Source organism: Enterobacter kobei (assembly GCF_001729765.1).
In the GTDB taxonomy this organism is placed as follows: domain Bacteria; phylum Pseudomonadota; class Gammaproteobacteria; order Enterobacterales; family Enterobacteriaceae; genus Enterobacter; species Enterobacter kobei.
This window is the reverse complement of record NZ_CP017181.1, coordinates 3,359,840-3,381,981: the sequence shown is the minus strand read 5'-3', so window position 1 is coordinate 3,381,981 and position 22,142 is coordinate 3,359,840. Positions and strand designations below refer to the sequence as shown.

The window sequence follows — 22,142 nt, the reverse complement described above, 5'->3', positions numbered from 1 at the left end:
CGGGTGGCGCGTTCGCTTACCCGACCTACGGGTTAACCAGGCCGGATAAGCGCAGCGCCGTCCGGCAATTACACCCAGTCGCGTACTTTCAGAAACTCACTCAAGGCAGCCTCCGGGCTGCCTTCTTTTGGCTCGTAACAGTATTCCCAGCGTACCAGCGGCGGCATCGACATTAAAATCGACTCCGTGCGCCCGCCGGTCTGCAGGCCGAAGAGCGTCCCGCGATCCCACACCAGGTTAAACTCCACGTAGCGCCCGCGGCGATAAAGCTGGAATTCGCGCTCGCGCACGCCATAGTCGATATCTTTACGTCGTTCGACAATGGGCAAATAGGCCTCAGTAAAGCCTTCGCCCACCGCGCGCATAAAGCTGAACGCGGTATCAAAATCGGGCGTGTTGAGATCGTCAAAGAACAGTCCACCGATGCCGCGCTGCTCGTCGCGGTGCTTCAGGTAAAAGTAGTCATCGCACCACTTTTTAAATTTCGGGTAGACGTCTTCGCCAAACGGCAGACAAAGGTCGCGCGCGGTGGTGTGCCAATGCACGGCATCCTCTTCGAAACCGTAGTAGGGCGTTAAGTCGAAACCGCCGCCGAACCACCAGACCGGATCAGCCCCCGGTTTTTCGGCAATGAAAAAGCGTACGTTAGCGTGACTGGTCGGCACAAACGGATTATGCGGATGCACCACCAGCGAAACGCCCATCGCTTCAAAACTTCGGCCCGCCAGCTCAGGACGATGCGCTGTCGCAGAGGCGGGCATAGCGTCACCATGAACGTGGGAAAAATTCACCCCCGCCTGTTCAAAGATGCCGCCATTTCGCAATACGCGGCTGCGGCCACCGCCGCCTGCCTCACGCTGCCAGTTATCCTCCTGAAATTCACCGCCGTCTGCGGCGGCCAGTTTCTGGCAAATCTCATCCTGCAGTTGCAGCAGGAACGTTTTGACCAGTTGAGCATTGGGTTTCATTAACGTTTCCTGGCGTGCGCTTTTTGGTTATCGAACCAGTTGAAGTAACTGATAATGCCGGAGGCGATGGCGTTAGCAATCTTCTGGCGAAACGCCGTGGTGCCGAGCAGCCGCTCTTCTTCCGGATTGGTAATAAAAGATGTTTCCACGAGTACGGACGGAATTGAAGGTGACTTCAGCACCACAAACGCCGCCTGCTCGGTGCTTTTACTGTGCAAGCGGTGCACCGGCTTAATCCGTTTGAGGATATGCGAGCCGAGCGTCAGGCTATTTTTGATAGTGTCCGTCTGCACGAGGTCGAACAGCACCTGCTGTAACATATGATCTTTGTCCGTGGCCTTCTTCCCGGCCACTTCATCCGCCCGGTTCTCACGGTCGGAGAGGTATTTTGCCATGGCGCTACTGGCCCCACGGTTGGACAGGGCAAACACCGACGCGCCCGCGGCTGACGGGTTGGTAAAGCCGTCAGCGTGAATCGACATAAACAGATCCGCGCCGTGTTGATGGGCGATCTCCACGCGGTCATACAGCGGGATAAAGGTGTCGCCAGAGCGCGTCAGACGGGCGTCAATGCCGTTGCTGCGTAAAATTGCGCGCACGTTTTTTGCAATCGCCAGCACGACGTGTTTTTCTTTTGACCCGTTTTTACCGATGGCGCCGGTATCAATCCCGCCGTGGCCCGGGTCCAGCATCACCAGACGCTTTGCGCCGGGCTTTTTGGTTTTGGGTTTACTGTGTCCGTTACTGGTTTTGAGCGTGCTCTCGTCTTTCGCCTGAGCCTGCTTTGCAATACCGGTTAACGTTAAGGCCGCCAGCCCCGCTTTGAGAACCTGACGACGCGATGTGAGTGCTTTTAATGGTTTGAATGTGCTCATGCGGCCTGAATACTAAAAAAAGGGGTCCTGGTGTTATATCGTATCGTGTTTCCCGTTACGACAGTCCTTATTGAGAATTGTTTTACTTTTCATTTCAATACGTGACAAAGTGACATTATGCCAAATTTTGGCGAGATTTTCCCCGGTTATTGGCTAAACGTCCCGTACGCGCCATAATCACTGTTTTTGAACCCGAAAAGGCGGTTAATACCATGGAGATACGCGTTTTTCGCCAGGAAGATTTCGAAGAGGTGATCACCCTTTGGGAGCGCTGCGATTTGCTGCGTCCGTGGAACGATCCGGAGATGGACATCGAACGGAAGGTGAATCACGACGTCAGTCTGTTTCTGGTCGCGGAAGTGAATGGCGAGGTTGTCGGCACCGTCATGGGCGGATATGACGGCCATCGCGGCTCGGCTTATTATCTTGGGGTCCATCCGGAATACCGTGGGCGTGGCATCGCGAATGCGTTACTGAACCGGCTTGAGAAGAAGCTGATTGCTCGCGGCTGCCCGAAAATTCAGATCATGGTGCGGGAAGATAACGACGTGGTGCTGGGCATGTATGAACGTCTGGGCTATGAGCACTCTGACGTGCTGAATTTAGGTAAACGCCTGATCGAAGATGAAGAGTACTGAGATCCATCCGGCAGACTATGACGCGCAGGGCCGCCTCAGGCTGCCTTTTTTATTCTGGTGCGTTCTGCTGCTGCAGGCGCGAACCTGGGTGCTGTTTGTGATGGCTGGCGCGTCGCGCGGGCAGGGCGACACGCTGCTGAATCTCTTCTATCCCGATCACGATGCCTTCTGGCTTGGCTTACTGCCGGGCATTCCCGCCGTTCTGGCGTTTTTGGTCAGCGGACGGCGGCATCTGATTCCACGCTTTTGGGGCGCGCTTCGCTGGCTGCTGATCATTGCCCAGACTGCGCTACTGTTCTGGCAGCCTGTACTCTGGTGGTACGGTGAACCGCTAACGGGTATCGGGATTGCGCTGGTGATCGCGGATATTGTGGCGTTGCTGTGGCTGCTGACAAATCCCCGGCTACGCGCCTGTTTTACGCAAGAGTCAGATTAGAACGGCACTTTTTACCGAAGTCGTACTCTAACAAGCGTTGATTTAACACGTAAGGACGTTTCAATGAAATCGCTGCGTTTACTTTTATGCGCTCTCCCGCTGGCATTAACCGGCTGTTCAACGCTCTCCTCCATCAACTGGTCCGCAGCCTATCCGTGGAACTGGTTTGGCGCGTCCACGGAAGTGACCGAGCAGGGCGTAGGAAAAATTACCGCATCAACCGCGCTCGATCAGGATGCCATTCAGGATGCCCTGAGCAGTGACTACCGCCTGCGTAGCGGCATGAAAACCGAGAATGGCAACATTGTGCGGTACTTTGAAGCGCTAAAAGGGGACAAACTGGCGCTGGTGATTAATGGCGATAAAGGCACGGTGAACCGCATTGCGGTGCTCGACGACGAAATCCCGACCGCCAGCGGTGTGAAAGTGGGTACGCCGTTTAGCGATCTGTATAAACAAGCCTTTGGCAACTGCACCAGCGCGCCTTCCGACGAGGGCGTCGCGGTGGAATGTAAGGCGGAAGGCAGCCAGCACATCAGCTATGTCTTCACCGGTACCTGGAGCGGTCCGGAGGGATTAATGCCGTCTGACGACACGCTGAAAAGCTGGAAAGTGAGCAAAATAGTCTGGAAGCAGTAATTTGCGCCTGAACAAACCGCCTCGCTGAAATCCGGGTATAATACCCGCCATCAATGCCACGCTGACGTGGCATCTTTATTTCAGGAGGAGCGATGTCTCAGGTTCAGAGTGGCATTTTGCCAGAACATTGCCGCGCGGCGATTTGGATCGAAGCCAATGTCAAAGGGGACGTGGATGCCCTGCGTGCGGCCAGTAAAGCGTTTGTTGATAAACTGGCGACTTTCCAGGCCAAATTCCCGGATGCCCATCTCGGCGCCGTTGTTGCTTTTGGCAATAACGTCTGGCGTCAGCTGAGCGGCGGCGAAGGGGCGGAAGAGCTGAAAGACTTTATCCCTTACGGTAAAGGTCTGGCTCCGGCCACCCAGTACGATCTGCTCATTCATATTCTCTCTCTGCGTCACGATGTTAACTTCTCCGTTGCCCAGGCCGCGGTGGCAGCGTTCGGCGACAGCATTGAGGTGCAGGAAGAAGTTCACGGTTTCCGTTGGGTAGAAGAGCGCGATCTGAGCGGCTTCGTCGACGGCACGGAAAACCCGGCGGGTGAAGAGACGCGTCGTGACGTGGCGGTCATCAAAGATGGCGTGGATGCGGGCGGCAGTTACGTGTTCGTGCAGCGCTGGGAGCATAATCTCAAGCAGCTTAACCGCATGAGCGTGCATGACCAGGAGATGATGATTGGTCGCACCAAAGAGGCGAACGAAGAGATCGACGGCGATGACCGTCCGGTGACCTCTCACCTGACCCGCGTTGACCTCAAAGAAGAGGGCAAAGGGCTGAAGATTGTCCGCCAGAGCCTGCCGTATGGCACCGCAAGCGGCACCCATGGTCTTTACTTCTGCGCGTACTGCGCACGCCTGTATAACATCGAGCAGCAGTTGATGAGCATGTTCGGCGACACTGACGGCAAGCGCGACGCGATGCTGCGCTTCACCAAACCGGTAACCGGCGGCTACTACTTCGCGCCGTCCGTTGAGCGTCTGCTGGCGCTTTAACGCCCCTCACCCGAACCCTCTCCCCGCAGGGGAGAGGGGGATTGCAGCCTTATTCCCTTTTCTGCTTCTAAATCACCAAACGGTATATAAAACCGTTACTCCTTTCGACCTCGTTATAAATATTATGACTATAAGATAGTCATCACATTTATAAGGGTGCGTAATGGCCGTTACTGTACTGAAAAAAGGAACTCTGGCGCTGGCAGGTTTATTGCTGGTGGCCCAGGCGCAGGCGACTGAGCTGCTGAACAGTTCGTATGACGTCTCCCGCGAGCTGTTTGCCGCCCTTAACCCACCGTTTGAACAGCAGTGGGCGAAAGACAATAACGGCGATAAGCTGACCATCAAACAGTCCCATGCAGGTTCTTCCAAACAGGCGCTGGCGATATTGCAGGGACTGAAGGCGGATGTCGTGACCTACAACCAGGTTACTGACGTGCAGATCCTGCACGACAAGGGCAAACTTATCCCTGCTGACTGGCAGAGCCGTCTGCCGAATAACAGCTCGCCGTTCTATTCCACCATGGGCTTCCTGGTGCGTAAAGGTAACCCGAAAAATATCCACGACTGGAGCGACCTGGTGCGTTCTGACGTGAAGCTGATTTTCCCGAACCCAAAAACCTCCGGTAACGCGCGTTACACCTATTTGGCGGCGTGGGGTGCGGCGGACAAGGCCGACGGTAATGATAAAGCCAAAACCGAGCAGTTCATGACCCAGTTCCTGAAAAACGTTGAAGTGTTTGATACCGGCGGCCGCGGGGCAACCACCACCTTCGCAGAACGTGGGCTGGGCGATGTGCTGATCAGCTTTGAGTCGGAAGTGAACAATATCCGCAAACAGTATGAAGCGCAGGGCTTTGAGGTGGTTATCCCGAAAACCAACATTCTGGCCGAATTCCCGGTGGCGTGGGTGGATAAAAACGTGAAGGCAAATGGTACTGAGAAAGCGGCAAAAGCCTATCTCAACTATCTGTACAGCCCGCAGGCGCAGACCATCATTACCGATTACTACTACCGCGTGAATAACCCGGACGTGATGAACAAACTGAAGGATAAATTCCCGCAGACCGCACTGTTCCGCGTGGAAGATCATTTCGGCTCCTGGCCTGAGGTGATGAAAACGCACTTTGCCAGCGGCGGTGAGTTAGACAAGTTGCTGGCGGCGGGGCGTAAGTAATGTTTGCAGTCTCGACCAAACGCGTGCTGCCGGGCTTTACCTTAAGTCTGGGGACCAGCCTGCTGTTCGTCTGCCTGATCCTGTTGTTGCCGCTCAGCGCACTGGTTATGCAGCTTGCGCAGATGAGCTGGGCGCAATACTGGGACGTGGTCACCAACCCGCAGGTGGTGGCCGCCTATAAAGTGACGCTGCTGTCGGCGTTTGTCGCCTCCATTTTTAACGGTGTGTTCGGCCTGCTGATGGCGTGGATCTTAACCCGCTATCGTTTCCCTGGCCGCACGCTGCTTGACGCACTGATGGATCTGCCGTTTGCGCTGCCGACGGCTGTTGCGGGCTTAACCCTTGCGTCGCTCTTCTCCGTGAACGGACTGTACGGTGAGTGGCTGGCAAAGCTTGATATCAAAGTCACCTATACCTGGCTTGGTATCGCGGTGGCGATGGCCTTTACCAGCATCCCGTTTGTGGTGCGTACCGTGCAGCCGGTGCTGGAAGAGTTGGGTCCGGAATATGAAGAAGCGGCGGAAACGCTGGGGGCCTCGCGCTGGCAGAGTTTCCGCAAGGTCGTGTTGCCGGAACTCTCCCCGGCGCTGATGGCGGGCGTTGCGCTGTCGTTTACCCGCAGCCTCGGTGAATTCGGCGCGGTGATTTTTATCGCCGGGAACATTGCCTGGAAGACGGAGGTCACCTCGCTGATGATCTTCATCCGTCTTCAGGAGTTTGATTATCCGGCGGCGAGCGCCATTGCTTCGGTGATCCTCGCAGCCTCACTGCTGCTGCTGTACTCAATTAACACTCTGCAAAGTCGCTTTGGTCGACGTGTGGTAGGTCACTGATGGCGGAAGTTACGCAATTGAAGCGATACGATGCTCCCCGTATCAACTGGGGTAAATGGTTTCTGATTGGTGTGGGCGTGCTGGTGTCCGCCCTCATTCTCGTCGTGCCGACGGTGTATATCTTCGTTCAGGCGTTCAGCAAGGGGCTGATGCCCGCGCTGGAGAACCTGGCGAATCCGGACATGCTCCATGCCATCTGGCTGACCGTACTGATTGCCCTGATCACCGTGCCGGTGAACCTGGTGTTCGGGACGCTACTGGCGTGGCTGGTGACGCGTTTTAACTTCCCGGGACGTCAGCTGCTGCTGACCCTGCTGGATATTCCGTTTGCCGTGTCGCCGGTGGTGGCGGGTCTGGTGTACCTGCTCTTTTACGGCTCTAACGGCCCGCTGGGCGGCTGGCTGGATGAGCATAACCTGCAGGTCATGTTCGCCTGGCCGGGTATGGTGCTGGTGACTATCTTCGTGACGTGTCCGTTTGTGGTGCGCGAACTGGTGCCGGTGATGTTAAGCCAGGGGAGCAACGAAGACGAAGCGGCGGTGCTGCTGGGCGCGTCAGGCTGGCAGATGTTCCGTCGCGTGACGCTGCCAAATATCCGCTGGGCGCTGCTTTACGGCGTGGTGCTGACCAACGCCCGAGCGATTGGTGAGTTTGGTGCCGTTTCCGTCGTATCCGGCTCCATCCGCGGTGAAACCCTGTCGCTGCCGTTACAGATTGAATTACTGGAACAGGACTACAACACCGTCGGTTCCTTTACTGCCGCAGCGTTACTGACGCTGATGGCTATTTTGACCCTGTTTTTGAAGAGTGTGGTGCAGTGGCGTTTAGAGAATCAGGAAAAACGTCAGCATCAGGAGGGAAATCATGAGCATTGAGATTGCCAATATTAAGAAGTCTTTTGGTCGCACCCAGGTGCTGAATGATATCTCGCTGGATATCCCTTCCGGACAAATGGTGGCGCTGCTGGGGCCGTCTGGCTCGGGTAAAACCACGCTGCTGCGTATTATCGCCGGGCTTGAGCATCAGACCAGCGGGCACATTCGCTTTCACGGCACCGATGTGAGCCGCCTGCATGCCCGCGATCGTAAAGTGGGTTTTGTGTTCCAGCACTATGCGCTGTTCCGCCACATGACCGTGTTTGACAACATTGCGTTTGGCCTGACCGTGCTGCCGCGTCGCGAACGCCCGGATGCCGCCACCATCAAAGCCAAAGTGACTAAGCTGCTGGAGATGGTGCAGCTGGCACATCTGGCGGATCGTTTCCCGGCGCAGCTGTCTGGCGGACAGAAACAGCGTGTCGCGCTGGCACGTGCGTTGGCCGTTGAGCCGCAAATTCTGCTGCTGGACGAACCGTTCGGCGCGCTGGATGCGCAGGTGCGTAAAGAACTTCGCCGCTGGCTGCGTCAGCTGCATGAAGAGCTGAAGTTTACCAGCGTCTTTGTGACCCACGATCAGGAAGAGGCGATGGAAGTGGCGGACCGCGTGGTGGTCATGAGCCAGGGCAACATCGAGCAGGTTGACGAGCCGGAGCAGCTCTGGCGTGAACCGGCGACCCGTTTCGTGCTGGAATTTATGGGTGAAGTGAACCGTCTGCAGGGCACCATTCGCGGTGGACAGTTCCACGTCGGCGCGCACCGCTGGCCGCTGGGCTATACCTCCGCGCATCAGGGGCCGGTCGATCTGTTCCTGCGTCCGTGGGAAGTGGACGTGAGCCGCCGCACCAGCCTGGATTCACCGCTGCCAGTGCAGGTACTGGAAGCTAGCCCTAAAGGGCACTACACCCAATTGGTGGTACAGCCGCTGGGCTGGTATACCGAGCCGCTGACCGTCGTCATGCGCGATGATGTGCCGCCGCACCGGGGCGAGCGTCTGTTTGTCGGCCTGCAGCATGCCCGTATTTATCACGGGAAGGAGCGCATCGAGACGCGCGAGAATATTGCTCTGGCGGAGTCAGCCTGATAGGTTATTAGGATGTTTATCGCCCGGTGGCGCAGCGCTTACCGGGCCTACAGTTATCACTGAGTCTTGTAGGCCGGGATCGCTGCGCGCCCCCGGCTTTTTTATTGAGTAAAAATCGTGAATACACTCGAACATACCATCGGCAATACCCCTCTGGTCAAACTACAACGCATGGGGTTTGCCAACGGCAGCGAAATCTGGGTCAAACTTGAGGGCAATAATCCGGCAGGTTCGGTGAAAGACCGTGCGGCGCTGTCGATGATTGTTCAGGCTGAAAAACGCGGTGAGATAAAGCCCGGCGACGTGTTGATTGAGGCCACCAGCGGCAATACCGGGATTGCACTGGCAATGATTGCGGCATTGAAAGGCTACCGCATGAAGCTGCTGATGCCGGACAACATGAGCCAGGAGCGCCGTGCCGCAATGCGTGCCTACGGGGCCGAGCTGATTCTGGTCACCAAAGAGCAGGGGATGGAAGGCGCACGCGATTTAGCCTTAGAAATGGCGGAGCGCGGCGAAGGTAAGTTGCTCGATCAGTTCAACAACCCGGATAACCCCTACGCGCATTACACCACCACCGGCCCGGAAATCTGGCAGCAAACCGACGGACGTATTACCCATTTTGTCTCCAGCATGGGCACCACCGGCACCATCACCGGCGTGTCGCGTTTTCTGCGCGAGCAGGAAAAAGCCGTCACTATCGTTGGCCTGCAGCCAGAAGAGGGGAGCAGCATTCCGGGGATTCGCCGCTGGCCAGCAGAATACATGCCGGGTATTTTTAATGCGCAGCTGGTGGATCAGGTGCTGGATATTCACCAGCGCGAGGCGGAGAATACCATGCGTGAGCTGGCCGTGCGTGAAGGCATCTTCTGCGGGGTCAGCTCGGGTGGCGCGGTAGCGGGGGCGTTGCGCGTTGCGCAGGCGAATCCAGGCGCTGTTGTGGTCGCGATTATCTGCGACCGCGGCGATCGCTATCTGTCTACCGGCGTCTTTGGTGAAGAGAGTTATTCGCAGGGGGCGGGAATTTAAGCGTCATGGAGATAATTTTATTCCGGGATAACACCCGGGCGCAGCAAACCGATATTGTCGCAGTGCAGTCGCAGGTGGTTTATGGCAGCGTGGGGAACAGCATTGCGGTTCCGAATATTCGTACCCACAGGCTGAACGTCACCGCCGTGCCGACGGTATTGTTCAGCAATACGCCGCACTATGACACTTTCTACGGCGGCGTGATCCCCGATGAGTGGTTCAGCGGCTACCTGAAGGCGCTTGAAGAACGCGAGATCCTGCGCGAGCTTAAAGCGGTCACCACCGGTTATATGGGCAGCGCCAGCCAGATCGCCCTGCTGGCTGAGTGGCTGAAGGCGGTCAAAGCGCACCATCCTGACCTGCTGGTTCTGGTTGACCCGGTTATTGGCGACATTGACAGTGGAATGTACGTGAAGCCGGATATTCCGCAAGCGTATCGGGAGCACCTGTTGCCGCTGGCGCAGGGCATTACGCCAAACGTCTATGAACTGGAAGTATTAAGCGGAAAACCGTGCCGCACGCCGGAAAGCGCCGTCGCGGCAGCGCAGGGGCTGCTTTCCGATACCCTGAAATGGGTGGCGATTACCAGCGCGCCGGTCGCTGACGACCCGCACAACATCCACGTGGTGCTGGTGACGAAAGAGGGCGTTACCGTTAGCGCGCATCCGCGCGTAGAAACCGATCTGAAAGGGACGGGCGATCTGTTCTGTTCCGAGCTGGTCAGTGGTATCGTTGAGGGGAAAACCGTTGCCGATGCTATCCGCATGGCGGGGGATCGGGCGACTGACGTGATGTTGTACACCCAGTCGAAAGGGTACGACGAGCTTATCCTTCCCGCATAAACAAAAATGGCGCCCGAAGGCGCCATTTTTCTGTACGGCAAGAATTACTTCTTGATGCGGATAACCGGGGTTTCACCCACGGTGACGCTGCCAGACAGTTTGATCAGTTCTTTGATTTCGTCCATGTTGGAGATAACAACCGGCGTCAGGGTAGACTTGGCTTTTTCTTCCAGCAGTGGCAGATCGAATTCAATGACCGGGTCGCCAACTTTCACACGCTGGCCTTCTTCCGCGATACGTTTGAAGCCTTCGCCTTTCAGTTCAACGGTGTCGATACCGAAGTGAACGAACAGTTCGATACCGCTATCAGATTCGATAGAGAACGCATGGTTGGTTTCAAAAATTTTACCGATGGTGCCGTCAACTGGAGCAACCATTTTGTTGCCAGTTGGTTTGATAGCAATGCCATCACCAACGATTTTCTCAGCAAACACTACATCCGGCACGTCTTCGATGTTGACGATCTCGCCGGAGAGCGGAGCAACAATCTCAATAGTTCCGGAGTCTTTCTTATCATCAGAAACCAGAGATTTCAGTTTATCGAACAAACCCATGATCTTCTCCTAAGCAGTAATTTGGGCCGCATCTCGTGGATTAGCAGATTGTTTTTTCTTCAATGAACTTGTTAACCAGCGTCATTAACTCGTCCGTTGTCGGTTGAGCAAGAGCCTGCTCTGCTAACACCTTCGCATCTTCGAAGTTCGTGTTACGGATAATCTTCTTAATGCGCGGGATGGAAATGGCGCTCATAGAGAATTCGTCCAGACCCATACCCAGCAACAGAAGTGTAGCACGTTCGTCGCCTGCAAGCTCACCACACATGCCAGTCCATTTACCTTCTGCATGAGAAGCATCAATAACTTGCTTGATCAAGTTCAGTACGGACGGTGACATTGGCTGGTAGAGATGTGAAATCATATCATTACCACGGTCAACTGCCAGGGTGTACTGCGTTAAATCATTGGTGCCGATACTAAAGAAATCAACTTCTTTGGCTAAATGACGCGCAATGGTCGCGGCTGCTGGGGTTTCCACCATCACGCCGATCTCGATTGACTCGTCAAACGCTTTACCTTCGTCGCGCAGTTCCTGTTTGTAGATTTCGATCTCTTTCTTCAGTGCACGCACTTCTTCAACAGAGATGATCATCGGGAACATGATGCGCAGTTTACCGAAAGCAGAGGCACGCAGAATTGCGCGCACCTGGTCACGCAGGATCTCTTTGCGATCCATGGCGATACGCACTGCACGCCAGCCCAGGAACGGGTTCTCTTCTTTCGGGAAGTTCATGTATGGCAGCTCTTTGTCGCCACCGATGTCCATAGTACGGACGATAACCGCCTGAGAGCCACACGCTTCTGCTACGGCTTTATACGCAGCAAACTGCTCTTCTTCAGTAGGCAGCGCGTCACGGTCCATGAACAGGAATTCTGTACGATAGAGACCCACACCTTCCGCACCGTTGCGCTCAGCGCCTTCAACGTCACGTACGGTACCGATGTTTGCGCACACTTCAACCTGATGGCCGTCCAGGGTGATGGCTGGCAGGTCTTTCAGCTTAGCGAGTTCCGCTTTTTCAGTCGCAACTTGCTCCTGAACCGCGCGCAGTTTTTCGATCTCTTCGTTTGTTGGGTTGACGTAAACCAGATTGTTTACGGCATCCAGAATCAGATAGTCGCCGTTTTTCACCTGAGAGGTGACGCTACCGGTACCCACGATGGCAGGCAGTTCCAGAGAACGGGCCATAATAGAGGTGTGGGAGGTACGGCCACCCGCGTCGGTAATGAAACCGAGGACCTTTTTCAGGTTCAGCTGTGCGGTTTCGGACGGGGTGAGGTCAGCGGCAACCAGGATCACTTCATCCTGAATCGCGCTCAGGTCGATGATGGCCAGACCCAGGATGTTGCGCAGCAGGCGCTTACCGATGTCACGTACGTCAGCCGCACGTTCTTTCAGGTATTCATCATCCAGTTCTTCCAGGGCAGTTGCCTGACCTTCGATAACTTCATGCGCAGCCGCGTCGGCCGTCATGCCTTTATCTTTAATCAGGGCTATGATTTCCTGCTCCAGCTCCTCATCTTCGAGCAGCATGATATGCCCTTCGAAGATGGCTTCTTTTTCTTCACCGAAAGTTTCGCCAGCTTTAGTTTTGATTGCTTCCAGTTGCGCAGATGCCTTGGCACGACCGCTCAGAAAACGTTCAACTTCCTGATCAACCTTGTCGGCAGAAATTTTTTTCCGGTCGATGACGATCTCGTCTTCTTTCAGCAGCAGTGCTTTGCCGAAAGCGATACCCGGGGATGCTAAAATGCCTGAAATCATAACCCTACCTTACTTGTGACTGATATTTAAAAGAACCCGGAAACTTACTCGAGCTCAGCCATCAGTTTTACCAGATGCTCAACTGCTTTCTGCTCGTCTTCACCTTCCGCAGAAATGGTGACTACAGTGCCCTGAGTCAGGCCCAGAGTCTGCAGTTTGAACAGGCTTTTTGCGCTGGCGCTTTTGCCGTTGGAAGTCACAGTGATTTCAGAAGTGAAGCCTTTCGCTTCTTTAACAAACTGAGCAGCAGGGCGGGTGTGCAGACCGTTCGGAGCGGTAATGGTAACTTCTTGCTGGAACATTGTATTTCCCCAACTTATAGGTTTAGTGTTGTGGAACTAAAGTCTAGCCTGGCGACTGAACTTTAGCCTGTATTGTTAGCGCTGACGTTTCGATCGTCATTAAACATTATGCAGCGAAAGCAAGACTTGAACCAAATCATAAAATCGATTCAGCAAGGCTATTTCGTTCACTGATTAATTTCACGCATCAAAATAATTGCTGGTTTAAATACCAGACCCAACGGGGTGAAGCAATGCCAGGAGGGGCAAAAGTTTGAAGCAGGCCACAAAAAAGCACCTGAAAAGGTGCTTTTTTACGCGTTATTAACATGCTGGCATTACTGTTGCAGCTCTTTTTCAGTGAACAGATCGGCAAACAGTGCGGTGCTCAAGTAACGCTCACCCGAGGAAGGAAGGATAACCACAATATTCTTATTGGTAAAGGCTTCATCTTCCTGAAGTTTGAGCGCTGCTGCAACAGCTGCACCGGAAGAGATACCGGCGAGAATGCCTTCTTCATCCATCAGACGACGCGCGGTAGAGATGGCTTCTTCGTTAGTGATGGTGACCACTTTATCGATCAGCTTCAGATCCAGGTTGCCCGGAATGAAGCCCGCGCCAATACCCTGTATTTTATGCGGACCCGGCTTGAGCTCTTCGCCCGCCAGTGCCTGGGTGATAACCGGTGAGTCGGTGGGTTCAACCGCAACGGTGATCAGATCTTTTTTACCTTTTGTGCCTTTTATATAGCGTGACACGCCGGTCAGGGTGCCGCCGGTACCAACGCCGGAGATAAACACGTCAACCTGACCGTCAGTATCTTCCCAGATTTCCGGTCCAGTGGTCTTCTCGTGAATTTCCGGGTTAGCCGGGTTGCTGAACTGCTGCAGCAGCAGATATTTTGCCGGATCGCTGGCGACAATCTCTTCCGCTTTCTGAATGGCACCTTTCATGCCCTTCGCACCTTCGGTCAGTACGAGGTTCGCGCCGAGTGCTTTGAGCAGTTTGCGGCGTTCGATACTCATGGTTTCCGGCATGGTCAGCGTCAGTTTGTAGCCACGCGCGGCAGCGACATAGGCCAGAGCGATACCGGTGTTACCGCTGGTCGGTTCAACCAGTTCAACGCCAGGCTTCAGCACGCCACGTTTTTCAGCATCCCAAATCATGTTTGCACCGATACGGCATTTTACGCTGAAGCTCGGGTTACGAGATTCGACCTTCGCCAGAATGCGTCCATTACCGATACGGTTCAGTCGAACCAGGGGCGTATGACCGATAGTCAGCGAGTTGTCTTCATAAATCTTACTCATGGCCTGTCCTTAACTGTATGAAATTGGGATACCGCCCCAGCATACCTGCTAAGCAGGGAGGGGGAAGTAAGGAATTCGCATATCTATATACTGCAAGGAAATAATGGGGATCAGTATGGAATAAGGGGCGGCATAAGCCACCCCTGCTTTACACATTTTTGCATTATTTCCATAACGCGTGCTTAGCACGGTAGCAGTCCACCCACATTGCCGTCGCGCCGCACACAGCAACCGGCATGATGAACAGGTTCAGGAAGGGAATCATCGTGAACAGGCTGGTCAGCGCGCCGAACTGCATATTGGCGACCTTCTGGGTACGCAGGGCGTTGCGCATCGCTTTAAACGGTACCTTGTGGTTATCGAACGGATAATCACAATACTGGATGGCGAGCATCCAGGCGCTGAACAGGAACCACAGCACCGGCGCCACGGTCTGGCCAATGCCAGGCACAAAATAGAGAATAAGCAGCACTACCGCGCGGGGGAGGTACCAGGCAAATTTCTGCCACTCGCGCTTCATGATGCGGGGGATATCTTTCATGATCCCGAGCACGCCCGTGTCCGGCGGCGTCGCGCCGGTAAGCCGCGCCTCCAGCTGTTCTGCCAGCAGGCCGTTAAACGGTGCGGCTATCCAGTTAGCGATGGTTGAGAAGAAATAGCCGAACACCAGCAGCACGGAGATAACCGCCACCGGCCAGAGCAGATAGTTCAGCCACTGTAGCCAGTCGGGCACATAGCTCATTAACGCAGGGATCCAGCTCTCGAGCTTTGTAAAAAGCCACCAGAACGCGCCGCCCATCAGAAGAATGTTGATCAACAGCGGAAGGATGACGAAGCGTCGGATACCCGGCAGTGAAACCAGTTTCCAGCCCTGAGAAAAATACCAGACGCCGCTGCGTGGGGGAGAAGACGATGTTGAAACCATAACCAGGCTGTACTCCTTTTTTCACAACCAGTGGAATTGCCGCCTATATTATCCACTTGTGGACTAATGACCAGTTCGGAAATGTTCGAAAAACCAGCAAAAAGCACGATTTCCTTCATCTTTATGCTGTGAATGCTCTGCACACACTTGCACTTGACGTAAACGGCAAATACTCTTAGTGAGTAAATGTTTGCCGTGGTGGCAAGGTGTTAGAACAACAGAGAATATAATGATGCAGGATTTGCGTCTGATATTAATCATTGTTGGCGCGATCGCCATAATCGCTTTACTGGTACATGGTTTCTGGACCAGCCGTAAAGAGCGTTCTTCGATGTTCCGCGATCGCCCACTGAAGCGCATGAAGTCCAGTCGTGATGACGATGACATTGAAGATGACATCGACGGTCGCGACGATGACGGCGTGGGTGAAGTTCGTGTTCATCGGGTCAATACTGCGCCCGGCGCGGCTCATGGGGAGCATGAAGCCCCCCGTCCTGCGCAGCACCAGTATCAACCGCCGTACGCCTCTGCTCAGCCGCGCCAGCAGGCGCCGCAGCCGGTAGAAGAGCCTGTGCGCCAGCCGCCGCAACAGCCTGTCCATCAGCAGCCTGCTGCGCCACAGCCGGTTCAACCGCAGCCCGTGCAGCAGCCTGTGCAACTACAGCCCGCGCAGCCGGTACAACAGCCGCAGCAGCCTGTTCATGTGCAGCCAGCGCCGCAGCCTGCTCCAGCACAGCATGTTGAGCCAGAACCGGTAGCACAGCCAGAACCGGTTGTTGAAAAACCGCAGCGTAAAGAAGCGGTGATCATCATGAACGTGGCCGCGCATCACGGTAGCCATCTCAACGGTGACGTGCTGCTTAACAGTATTCAACAGGCAGGCTTCAAGTTTGGCGACATGAATATTTTCCATCGCCACCTGAGCCCTGACGGTAGCGGCCCGGCGCTGTTCAGCCTGGCCAATATGGTCAACCCGGGTACTTTTGATCCGGAAATGACCGGTGATTTCGTGACCCCAGGTGTCACCATCTTTATGCAGGTGCCCTCTTACGGTGATGAACTGCAAAACTTTAAGCTGATGTTGCAATCCGCTCAGCATATCGCTGACGAAGTAGGCGGTGTGGTGCTCGACGATCAGCGTCGAATGATGACCCCGCAGAAACTGCGCGAGTATCAGGACCGCATCCGCGAAGTTAAGGAAGCCAACGCGTAATCATCGCGTTTACGTCAACTCCTCCTCAACCCCCGCATGTCGGGGGTTTTTTCTCATTGATGGTGCGATATGGACTCAATCGAACAACAACTCACTGGCCTGCGAACCACGCTTCGCCATCATGAATATCTCTATCATGTTATGGACGCGCCGGAGGTGCCGGATGCGGAGTATGACCGCCTGATGCGCGAGCTGCGCGAACTGGAGGCGCAGCACCCGGAACTCATTACGCCGGATTCTCCCACCCAGCGCGTCGGTGCCGAGCCGCTGGGAGCGTTCAGCCAGGTACGCCATGAAGTGCCGATGCTGTCGCTGGATAACGTCTTTGATGAAGAGAGCTTCCTCGCGTTTAACAAGCGCGTGCAGGACCGTCTGAAAAGCAGCGACGCTCTCACCTGGTGCTGCGAGCTGAAGCTTGATGGCCTGGCGGTCAGTCTTCTCTACGAAAACGGCGTGCTGGTGCGTGCCGCCACGCGTGGCGACGGCACGACGGGTGAAGACATTACGACCAACGTGCGCACCATCCGCGCAATTCCGCTGAAGCTGCAGGGGGACAACATTCCTGCGCGTCTGGAAGTGCGCGGCGAAGTGTTTCTTCCCCAGGCGGGCTTCGAGAAAATCAACGAAGAAGCGCGCCGCACCGGCGGGAAAGTATTTGCTAACCCGCGTAATGCGGCGGCAGGCTCTTTGCGCCAGCTTGACCCGCGTATCACCGCGAAGCGACCGCTCACTTTCTTCTGCTATGGCGTGGGGATCCTGGAGGGAGGCGAGCTGCCGGATACGCATCTCGGGCGTCTGATGCAGTTTAAGGCGTGGGGCCTGCCGGTGAGTAACCGCGTGCAGCTCTGTGACTCGCCAGAAGCGGTACTCGCGTTCTACCACAAGGTGGAAGCGGACCGTCCGACGCTCGGTTTTGATATTGATGGCGTTGTCATTAAGGTGAACTCACTGGCGCTTCAGGAGCAACTCGGGTTTGTGGCGCGTGCGCCGCGCTGGGCGGTGGCGTTTAAGTTTCCTGCTCAGGAACAGATGACCTTCGTTCGCGACGTGGAGTTCCAGGTCGGCCGTACGGGCGCCATTACCCCGGTCGCCCGTCTTGAGCCTGTGCAGGTCGCGGGCGTGCTGGTGAGTAACGCCACGCTGCATAACGCCGATGAGATTGAACGTCTGGGCCTGCGGATTGGTGACAAAGTGGTGGTTCGTCGCGCGGGCGATGTTATTCCGCAGGTGGTAAACGTCGTTGAGTCTGAACGCCCTGATGATACGCGTGAAGTGGTCTTCCCGACCCATTGCCCGGTGTGTGGCTCTGACGTGGAGCGTGTTGAAGGTGAGGCGGTAGCGCGCTGTACGGGCGGCCTGATCTGTGGCGCGCAGCGTAAAGAGTCACTGAAGCACTTCGTCTCCCGTCGCGCCATGGACGTCGACGGCATGGGCGATAAGATTATCGATCAGCTGGTTGAAAAAGAGTATGTGCATACGCCAGCGGATCTCTTCAAACTGACGGCGGGCAAGCTGACCGGTCTGGATCGCATGGGGCCGAAGTCGGCGCAGAACGTGGTTAACGCTCTGGAAGCCGCAAAAGAGACCACCTTCGCCCGTTTCCTTTACGCGCTGGGCATCCGTGAAGTGGGGGAAGCAACGGCAGCAGCTCTGGCGGCGTACTTTGGCACGCTGGAGGCGCTGGAAAAGGCAAGCATCGACGAGCTGCAGAAAGTGCCGGATGTCGGCATTGTAGTCGCCACGCACGTCTTTAACTTCTTTGCGGAAGAGAGCAACCGCGAAGTCATTGGCAAACTGCTGGCAGAGGGCATCAAATGGCCCGCGCCGGTGGTGGTTAATGCCGAAGAGATCGACAGTCCGTTCGCCGGTAAAACGGTGGTGCTGACCGGCAGCCTGAGCCAGCTTTCACGCGATGATGCGAAAGCGCGTCTGGTGGCGCTGGGCGCAAAAGTGGCGGGCAGCGTCTCGAAGAAAACCGACCTGGTGATTGCCGGGGAAGCAGCGGGTTCGAAGCTGGCGAAAGCCCAGGAACTCGGCATTGAGGTTATCGACGAAGCGGAAATGATGCGTCTGTTAGGAGAGTAACGTGGAAAAAGAGCAGCTCGTTGCGATCGCCAATACGGAGATGCCGTTCGGTAAATATAAGGGCCGCAGGCTGATCGATTTGCCGGAGGAGTATCTGCTGTGGTTTGCCCGTAAGGATGAGTTCCCGGCCGGGCGACTGGGCGAGCTGATGGCTATTACGCTACTGATCAAAACCGAGGGGCTGACCCAGCTGGTTCAGCCCCTGAAACGTCCTTAAGCCTTCGCGGCGCGGGTCTCTTCCTGCGCCAGTTTTTCCGTCTGACGTTTATAGCGACGCGCCAGCACGGCGCAGACCATCAGCTGGATCTGATGAAAAATCATCAGCGGCAATACCATCATCCCAATTACCGAGGTCGGGAACAGAATGTTGGCCATCGGGATACCGTTCGCCAGGCTCTTCTTCGAACCGCAGAAAACAATCGTAATTTCATCTGCTTTGTTGAAGCCGCATTTACGTGCCACAAAGACGTTTACGGCAATGACAATCGTCAGCAGGACAATGCTGACCACCACGATAAACAGCAGTGAGCCTGCGCCCACCTTGTGCCAGATCCCGTTCACGACCGCTTCGCTGAAGGCGGAGTAAACCACCAGCAGAATTGAGGTCTGGTCGGTTTTGGAGATCCACTTTTTATGCTTCGTCACAAACGCACCTGTCCACGGGCGCGAGAGATGGCCCAGGACAAACGGCAGCAGCAGTTGCAGACAGATCCTGCCCACCTGCTCAAGGTTACCTTCCGCGCCATGCATGTTCATCAGCAGCCCCACCAGCAGCGGGGAGACGAAAATCCCTAACAGGCTGGATGCCGATGCGGAGCAGACCGCGGCCGCAACGTTGCCACCCGCGAGGGAGGTAAACGCAATGGCCGACTGCACGGTGGCTGGCAGAATACAGAGATACAAAAAACCGGTATAGAGTGCCGGGTCGACGTTAACTGGCGCCCACCACGCAAACAGCACCCCGAGGATGGGGAACAGAATAAAGGTGCTGCACATCACCCAGAGGTGCAGTCGCCAGTGGCCACCACCCGCGATAATCGCTTCGCGGGAGAGTTTTGCGCCGTGCATAAAGAACAGCAGCGCGATAGCGGCCGTCGTCAGCCCCTCAAAAAACGGGACGAAACTACCGCGGGCAGGGAAAAACGAGGCCAGTAAAACGGTGACCACCAGAGTAAGCGTAAACGGATCAACAATACGAAATAGTTTCATAATGACTCCTGAAAACAGATGTCGCTATTGTGCTTTTTTCCATTTGAGAAATAAAATTGATTTATTGCATTCATTCATGAATTAAACAGATGAATTACTCCTTGCGCCAGCTTCGTATTTTTGTCACCGTCGCCCATGCCCGTAGCTTCAGCCGGGCAGGAGAGATGATTGGCCTCAGCCAGTCAGCCGTCAGCCACAGCGTGAAAGAGCTGGAAAATCAGACCGGCGTGCGGTTGCTTGACCGTACCACACGCGAAGTGGTGCTGACCGAAGCAGGGCAGCAGCTGGCCCAGCGCCTCGAACGTCTGCTGGATGAACTGAACAGCACGCTCAGAGACGTGGGAAGGCTGGGGCAGCAGCTTTCGGGCACCGTGCGGGTCGCAGCCAGCCAGACAATATCGGCACACCTTATCCCGCAGTGTATCGCGGAGGGAAACCACCGCTATCCGGACATTGATTTTGTGTTGCACGACCGGCCGCAGCAGTGGGTGCTGGAAAGCATCCGTCAGGGAGATGTGGATTTTGGTATTGTGATCGACCCCGGCCAGGTGAGCGACCTGGCGTGCGAAAGCGTGCTTTCTGAGCCTTTTTTACTGCTCTGCCGGGATGACGATCCGCTGGCAACGTTGCCGGCGGTCAACTGGCAGTTCCTGCAGGGCGCGAACCTGGTTTTGCAGGATTATGCTTCCGGCAGCCGTCCGCTGATCGATTCCGCGCTGGTTAATCAGGGCGTAAAGGCCACCATCGTGCAGGAAATTGGGCATCCGGCCACGCTGTTTCCCATGGTGGAAGCCGGAATTGGGATCAGCGTGTTGCCCGCTCTGGCGCTCCCCCTGCCGCAGGGGAGCCGACTGGCCGTGAAGCGTTTAACGCCTGTTGTCGAGCGAAAACTGATGTTAGTACGGCGCAAAAATCGTTCCCTCTCGGGGGCGGCGCAGGCTATATGGGAAGTGGTGCGTATCCAGGCACAGCGATTAACCGAGGCCCGCATACGCGACCCACTGTTTAACGCATCCGACGATTAAATATAGATATCGATCTGATGATCGTCTGTCGGGCTATTCACCCCTTCCACTTTACCCGGCGCTTGCTCCTGTTTCTTTTGCTCCTCTTCAGCCTGCTGGTGCTGCAGCGCGGCGAGCTGCGCCTGTAGCACGGTGATTTGGGTCTGAATGAGCTCCTGCTGCTTTTTCTTTTCATCTGCACTGCCGGAACTGTCCGCCAGCTCTTTTAACTGCTGAGTCAGCTGTTGGATCTTGTCGAGAATACGGCTGATTTGCGCAGCAATATCGTTCCCGCCAGAAGCCCCACTCCCGCCGCCGCTGGTTTGAATGGGTGGGGCTGAAGCCTGGATAGTCGTCATACTTTTTCCTCGCGTTATAAAACAGAGGTATCGGCACTGACGGGATTAGCTTGAGCAAAACTGCCATATCTGGCAGGACATTACATTGATACAAAAACAGTATTGATGGTGCCGGGAAAGTGTATTGGAGGTCACCCGCAGGCTCCGGATATAAGACTAAGGTCATGCGATCTATGCTATCGCGATCTTCATTCTCAAGGAGCCTCTATGACCCTCTCAAAAAACCCGTGGTATTGCGCCGATATTATCCGTGCGGCTAAGCCTGACTTCACGCCTCGCGTGGCGTTTATTCTCGGATCTGGCCTTGGCGCGCTCGCCGACCAGATTGATGATGCCGTTTCCCTGAGCTATGAAAAACTGCCGGGCTTCCCGGTGAGCACCGTCCACGGCCACGCAGGCGAGCTGGTGCTGGGGCATCTTGCCGGGGTGCCTGTTGCCTGTATGAAAGGGCGAGGGCACTTCTATGAGGGGCGCGGGATGACCATCATGACCGATGCGATCCGCACGTTCAAACTGCTGGGATGTGAGTTGCTGTTTAGCACCAATGCGGCAGGCTCATTGCGCCCGGAAGTTCTGCCGGGGAGCCTGGTTGCCCTGAGCGACCATATCAATACCATGCCTGGCACGCCGATGGTGGGGCTGAACGATGAGCGCTTTGGCGACCGTTTCTTCTCCCTGGCCAATGCTTACGACGCGGATTACCGTGCGATGCTGCAAACCGTGGCGGCGAAAGAGGGTTTCCCGCTGCATGAAGGGGTATTTGTCTCTTATCCGGGCCCGAACTTCGAGACGGCGGCAGAGATCCGCATGATGCAAATTATCGGCGGCGATGTGGTCGGCATGTCCGTGGTGCCGGAAGTGATTTCCGCACGCCACTGTGGCCTGAAGGTTGTAGCCGTTTCTGCAATTACCAACCTCGCCGAAGGTTTGGGCGAGGTAAAGCTGTCGCATGAGCAGACGCTCGCGGCGGCTGAGCTCTCACGCCAGAACTTCATCAATCTTATCTGCGGTTTTCTCCGCCATATTGCCTGAGTAAAACAATAAAG

24 protein-coding genes are annotated in these 22,142 nt (G+C 55.6%); 15 read left to right on the top strand and 9 right to left on the bottom strand.

Annotation, left to right across the window (positions count from 1 at the left end; translation table 11 throughout):
- Positions 1–68: 68 nt before the first annotated feature.
- Together hemF and amiA are read right to left on the bottom strand one after the other, a co-directional pair.
- Positions 69–968 (bottom strand): oxygen-dependent coproporphyrinogen oxidase, encoded by a 900-nt coding sequence (gene hemF, locus BFV64_RS16250; RefSeq protein WP_014884752.1) that lies wholly within the window; start codon positions 966–968, stop codon positions 69–71.
- Entirely contained in the window at positions 968–1,843 is an 876-nt protein-coding gene (gene amiA / locus BFV64_RS16245; RefSeq protein WP_069602281.1) for an N-acetylmuramoyl-L-alanine amidase AmiA, read from the bottom strand. The genes hemF and amiA overlap by 1 nt, the downstream gene beginning before the upstream one ends.
- A 212-nt stretch (positions 1,844–2,055) precedes the next feature.
- Here amiA and BFV64_RS16240 point away from each other — a divergent pair, with 212 nt between their 5' ends.
- From BFV64_RS16240 to pdxK, 10 genes are all read left to right on the top strand, one after another.
- Complete coding sequence (locus tag BFV64_RS16240) at positions 2,056–2,481, top strand: GNAT family acetyltransferase (RefSeq protein WP_014884750.1); 426 nt, start codon at positions 2,056–2,058, stop codon at positions 2,479–2,481.
- On the top strand, positions 2,468–2,917 hold the full coding sequence (locus BFV64_RS16235) for a DUF2919 domain-containing protein (RefSeq protein WP_023331045.1): 450 nt from the start codon (positions 2,468–2,470) through the stop codon (positions 2,915–2,917). The genes BFV64_RS16240 and BFV64_RS16235 overlap by 14 nt, the downstream gene beginning before the upstream one ends.
- A 63-nt stretch (positions 2,918–2,980) precedes the next feature.
- Positions 2,981–3,556 (top strand): RpoE-regulated lipoprotein, encoded by a 576-nt coding sequence (locus BFV64_RS16230; protein ID WP_014884748.1) that lies wholly within the window; start codon positions 2,981–2,983, stop codon positions 3,554–3,556.
- 92 nt (positions 3,557–3,648) lie between these two features.
- Positions 3,649–4,548 (top strand): Dyp-type peroxidase, encoded by a 900-nt coding sequence (locus tag BFV64_RS16225; protein WP_023331044.1) that lies wholly within the window; start codon positions 3,649–3,651, stop codon positions 4,546–4,548.
- A gap of 163 nt (positions 4,549–4,711) precedes the next feature.
- The gene (locus BFV64_RS16220; RefSeq protein ID WP_023331043.1) at positions 4,712–5,725 is read left to right on the top strand and encodes a sulfate ABC transporter substrate-binding protein; all 1,014 of its coding nucleotides are present in this window, start codon (positions 4,712–4,714) and stop codon (positions 5,723–5,725) included.
- Positions 5,725–6,558: a sulfate/thiosulfate ABC transporter permease CysT gene (gene cysT, locus BFV64_RS16215; RefSeq protein ID WP_023331042.1), complete on the top strand. Its 834-nt coding sequence runs from the start codon at positions 5,725–5,727 to the stop codon at positions 6,556–6,558. The genes BFV64_RS16220 and cysT overlap by 1 nt, the downstream gene beginning before the upstream one ends.
- The gene (gene cysW / locus BFV64_RS16210; protein WP_023331041.1) at positions 6,558–7,433 is read left to right on the top strand and encodes a sulfate/thiosulfate ABC transporter permease CysW; all 876 of its coding nucleotides are present in this window, start codon (positions 6,558–6,560) and stop codon (positions 7,431–7,433) included. Before cysT ends, cysW begins: the two co-directional genes overlap by 1 nt.
- The gene (cysA, locus tag BFV64_RS16205) at positions 7,423–8,517 is read left to right on the top strand and encodes a sulfate/thiosulfate ABC transporter ATP-binding protein CysA (RefSeq protein ID WP_014884743.1); all 1,095 of its coding nucleotides are present in this window, start codon (positions 7,423–7,425) and stop codon (positions 8,515–8,517) included. The genes cysW and cysA overlap by 11 nt, the downstream gene beginning before the upstream one ends.
- A 117-nt stretch (positions 8,518–8,634) precedes the next feature.
- The gene (cysM, locus tag BFV64_RS16200; RefSeq protein WP_023331040.1) at positions 8,635–9,546 is read left to right on the top strand and encodes a cysteine synthase CysM; all 912 of its coding nucleotides are present in this window, start codon (positions 8,635–8,637) and stop codon (positions 9,544–9,546) included.
- A 5-nt stretch (positions 9,547–9,551) separates the two neighbouring features.
- The gene (pdxK, locus tag BFV64_RS16195; protein WP_069602280.1) at positions 9,552–10,388 is read left to right on the top strand and encodes a pyridoxine/pyridoxal/pyridoxamine kinase; all 837 of its coding nucleotides are present in this window, start codon (positions 9,552–9,554) and stop codon (positions 10,386–10,388) included.
- A gap of 44 nt (positions 10,389–10,432) precedes the next feature.
- On the opposite strand, the gene crr is transcribed toward pdxK, so the two are convergent.
- The 5 genes from crr to cysZ form a co-directional block, all read right to left on the bottom strand.
- Positions 10,433–10,942 (bottom strand): PTS glucose transporter subunit IIA, encoded by a 510-nt coding sequence (gene crr, locus BFV64_RS16190; RefSeq protein WP_003861316.1) that lies wholly within the window; start codon positions 10,940–10,942, stop codon positions 10,433–10,435.
- A gap of 40 nt (positions 10,943–10,982) precedes the next feature.
- On the bottom strand, positions 10,983–12,710 hold the full coding sequence (gene ptsI / locus BFV64_RS16185) for a phosphoenolpyruvate-protein phosphotransferase PtsI (RefSeq protein ID WP_014884740.1): 1,728 nt from the start codon (positions 12,708–12,710) through the stop codon (positions 10,983–10,985).
- Positions 12,711–12,754: 44 nt separating this feature from the next.
- The gene (ptsH, locus tag BFV64_RS16180) at positions 12,755–13,012 is read right to left on the bottom strand and encodes a phosphocarrier protein Hpr (protein WP_000487600.1); all 258 of its coding nucleotides are present in this window, start codon (positions 13,010–13,012) and stop codon (positions 12,755–12,757) included.
- 317 nt (positions 13,013–13,329) lie between these two features.
- The gene (gene cysK, locus BFV64_RS16175) at positions 13,330–14,301 is read right to left on the bottom strand and encodes a cysteine synthase A (protein WP_014884739.1); all 972 of its coding nucleotides are present in this window, start codon (positions 14,299–14,301) and stop codon (positions 13,330–13,332) included.
- A gap of 163 nt (positions 14,302–14,464) precedes the next feature.
- The gene (gene cysZ / locus BFV64_RS16170) at positions 14,465–15,226 is read right to left on the bottom strand and encodes a sulfate transporter CysZ (protein ID WP_023338618.1); all 762 of its coding nucleotides are present in this window, start codon (positions 15,224–15,226) and stop codon (positions 14,465–14,467) included.
- Positions 15,227–15,455: 229 nt separating this feature from the next.
- Between cysZ and zipA the strand changes: the two genes are divergently transcribed.
- The 3 genes from zipA to BFV64_RS16155 all read left to right on the top strand — a co-directional run bounded on the left by zipA (position 15,456) and on the right by BFV64_RS16155 (position 18,741).
- Positions 15,456–16,439 (top strand): cell division protein ZipA, encoded by a 984-nt coding sequence (zipA, locus tag BFV64_RS16165; RefSeq protein WP_059372481.1) that lies wholly within the window; start codon positions 15,456–15,458, stop codon positions 16,437–16,439.
- 69 nt (positions 16,440–16,508) lie between these two features.
- The gene (gene ligA / locus BFV64_RS16160; RefSeq protein ID WP_069602279.1) at positions 16,509–18,524 is read left to right on the top strand and encodes an NAD-dependent DNA ligase LigA; all 2,016 of its coding nucleotides are present in this window, start codon (positions 16,509–16,511) and stop codon (positions 18,522–18,524) included.
- A gap of 1 nt (position 18,525) precedes the next feature.
- Positions 18,526–18,741 (top strand): DUF3820 family protein, encoded by a 216-nt coding sequence (locus tag BFV64_RS16155; RefSeq protein WP_014884735.1) that lies wholly within the window; start codon positions 18,526–18,528, stop codon positions 18,739–18,741.
- Here the strand turns inward: BFV64_RS16155 and BFV64_RS16150 are convergent.
- Positions 18,738–19,733, bottom strand: coding sequence for a bile acid:sodium symporter family protein (locus BFV64_RS16150; RefSeq protein ID WP_059372478.1), 996 nt, complete (start codon positions 19,731–19,733; stop codon positions 18,738–18,740). The two genes, BFV64_RS16155 and BFV64_RS16150, sit on opposite strands and share 4 nt — an antisense overlap.
- An 89-nt stretch (positions 19,734–19,822) precedes the next feature.
- On the opposite strand from BFV64_RS16150, the gene BFV64_RS16145 reads away from it, so the two are divergent.
- Positions 19,823–20,758, top strand: a complete 936-nt coding sequence (locus BFV64_RS16145; RefSeq protein ID WP_047027338.1) for a LysR family transcriptional regulator — start codon at positions 19,823–19,825, stop codon at positions 20,756–20,758.
- Here BFV64_RS16145 and BFV64_RS16140 read toward each other — a convergent pair.
- Complete coding sequence (locus tag BFV64_RS16140) at positions 20,755–21,096, bottom strand: FlxA-like family protein (protein ID WP_014884732.1); 342 nt, start codon at positions 21,094–21,096, stop codon at positions 20,755–20,757. The two genes, BFV64_RS16145 and BFV64_RS16140, sit on opposite strands and share 4 nt — an antisense overlap.
- 207 nt (positions 21,097–21,303) lie before the next feature.
- Between BFV64_RS16140 and xapA the strand changes: the two genes are divergently transcribed.
- Entirely contained in the window at positions 21,304–22,128 is an 825-nt protein-coding gene (xapA, locus tag BFV64_RS16135) for a xanthosine phosphorylase (RefSeq protein WP_023338616.1), read from the top strand.
- Positions 22,129–22,142 lie beyond the last annotated feature (14 nt).

Excerpts from the sequence above, each read along its gene's own strand:
- hemF (WP_014884752.1), bottom strand. The coding sequence starts at position 968 with ATGAAACCCAATGCTCAACTGGTCAAAACGTTCCTGCTGCAACTGCAG.
- amiA (WP_069602281.1), bottom strand. The coding sequence starts at position 1,843 with ATGAGCACATTCAAACCATTAAAAGCACTCACATCGCGTCGTCAGGTT.
- BFV64_RS16240 (WP_014884750.1), top strand. The coding sequence starts at position 2,056 with ATGGAGATACGCGTTTTTCGCCAGGAAGATTTCGAAGAGGTGATCACC.
- BFV64_RS16235 (WP_023331045.1), top strand. The coding sequence starts at position 2,468 with ATGAAGAGTACTGAGATCCATCCGGCAGACTATGACGCGCAGGGCCGC.
- BFV64_RS16230 (WP_014884748.1), top strand. The coding sequence starts at position 2,981 with ATGAAATCGCTGCGTTTACTTTTATGCGCTCTCCCGCTGGCATTAACC.
- BFV64_RS16225 (WP_023331044.1), top strand. The coding sequence starts at position 3,649 with ATGTCTCAGGTTCAGAGTGGCATTTTGCCAGAACATTGCCGCGCGGCG.
- BFV64_RS16220 (WP_023331043.1), top strand. The coding sequence starts at position 4,712 with ATGGCCGTTACTGTACTGAAAAAAGGAACTCTGGCGCTGGCAGGTTTA.
- cysT (WP_023331042.1), top strand. The coding sequence starts at position 5,725 with ATGTTTGCAGTCTCGACCAAACGCGTGCTGCCGGGCTTTACCTTAAGT.
- cysW (WP_023331041.1), top strand. The coding sequence starts at position 6,558 with ATGGCGGAAGTTACGCAATTGAAGCGATACGATGCTCCCCGTATCAAC.
- cysA (WP_014884743.1), top strand. The coding sequence starts at position 7,423 with ATGAGCATTGAGATTGCCAATATTAAGAAGTCTTTTGGTCGCACCCAG.
- pdxK (WP_069602280.1), top strand. The coding sequence starts at position 9,552 with ATGGAGATAATTTTATTCCGGGATAACACCCGGGCGCAGCAAACCGAT.
- crr (WP_003861316.1), bottom strand. The coding sequence starts at position 10,942 with ATGGGTTTGTTCGATAAACTGAAATCTCTGGTTTCTGATGATAAGAAA.
- ptsI (WP_014884740.1), bottom strand. The coding sequence starts at position 12,710 with ATGATTTCAGGCATTTTAGCATCCCCGGGTATCGCTTTCGGCAAAGCA.
- ptsH (WP_000487600.1), bottom strand. The coding sequence starts at position 13,012 with ATGTTCCAGCAAGAAGTTACCATTACCGCTCCGAACGGTCTGCACACC.
- cysK (WP_014884739.1), bottom strand. The coding sequence starts at position 14,301 with ATGAGTAAGATTTATGAAGACAACTCGCTGACTATCGGTCATACGCCC.
- cysZ (WP_023338618.1), bottom strand. The coding sequence starts at position 15,226 with ATGGTTTCAACATCGTCTTCTCCCCCACGCAGCGGCGTCTGGTATTTT.
- zipA (WP_059372481.1), top strand. The coding sequence starts at position 15,456 with ATGATGCAGGATTTGCGTCTGATATTAATCATTGTTGGCGCGATCGCC.
- ligA (WP_069602279.1), top strand. The coding sequence starts at position 16,509 with ATGGACTCAATCGAACAACAACTCACTGGCCTGCGAACCACGCTTCGC.
- BFV64_RS16150 (WP_059372478.1), bottom strand. The coding sequence starts at position 19,733 with ATGAAACTATTTCGTATTGTTGATCCGTTTACGCTTACTCTGGTGGTC.
- BFV64_RS16145 (WP_047027338.1), top strand. The coding sequence starts at position 19,823 with ATGAATTACTCCTTGCGCCAGCTTCGTATTTTTGTCACCGTCGCCCAT.
- BFV64_RS16140 (WP_014884732.1), bottom strand. The coding sequence starts at position 21,096 with ATGACGACTATCCAGGCTTCAGCCCCACCCATTCAAACCAGCGGCGGC.
- xapA (WP_023338616.1), top strand. The coding sequence starts at position 21,304 with ATGACCCTCTCAAAAAACCCGTGGTATTGCGCCGATATTATCCGTGCG.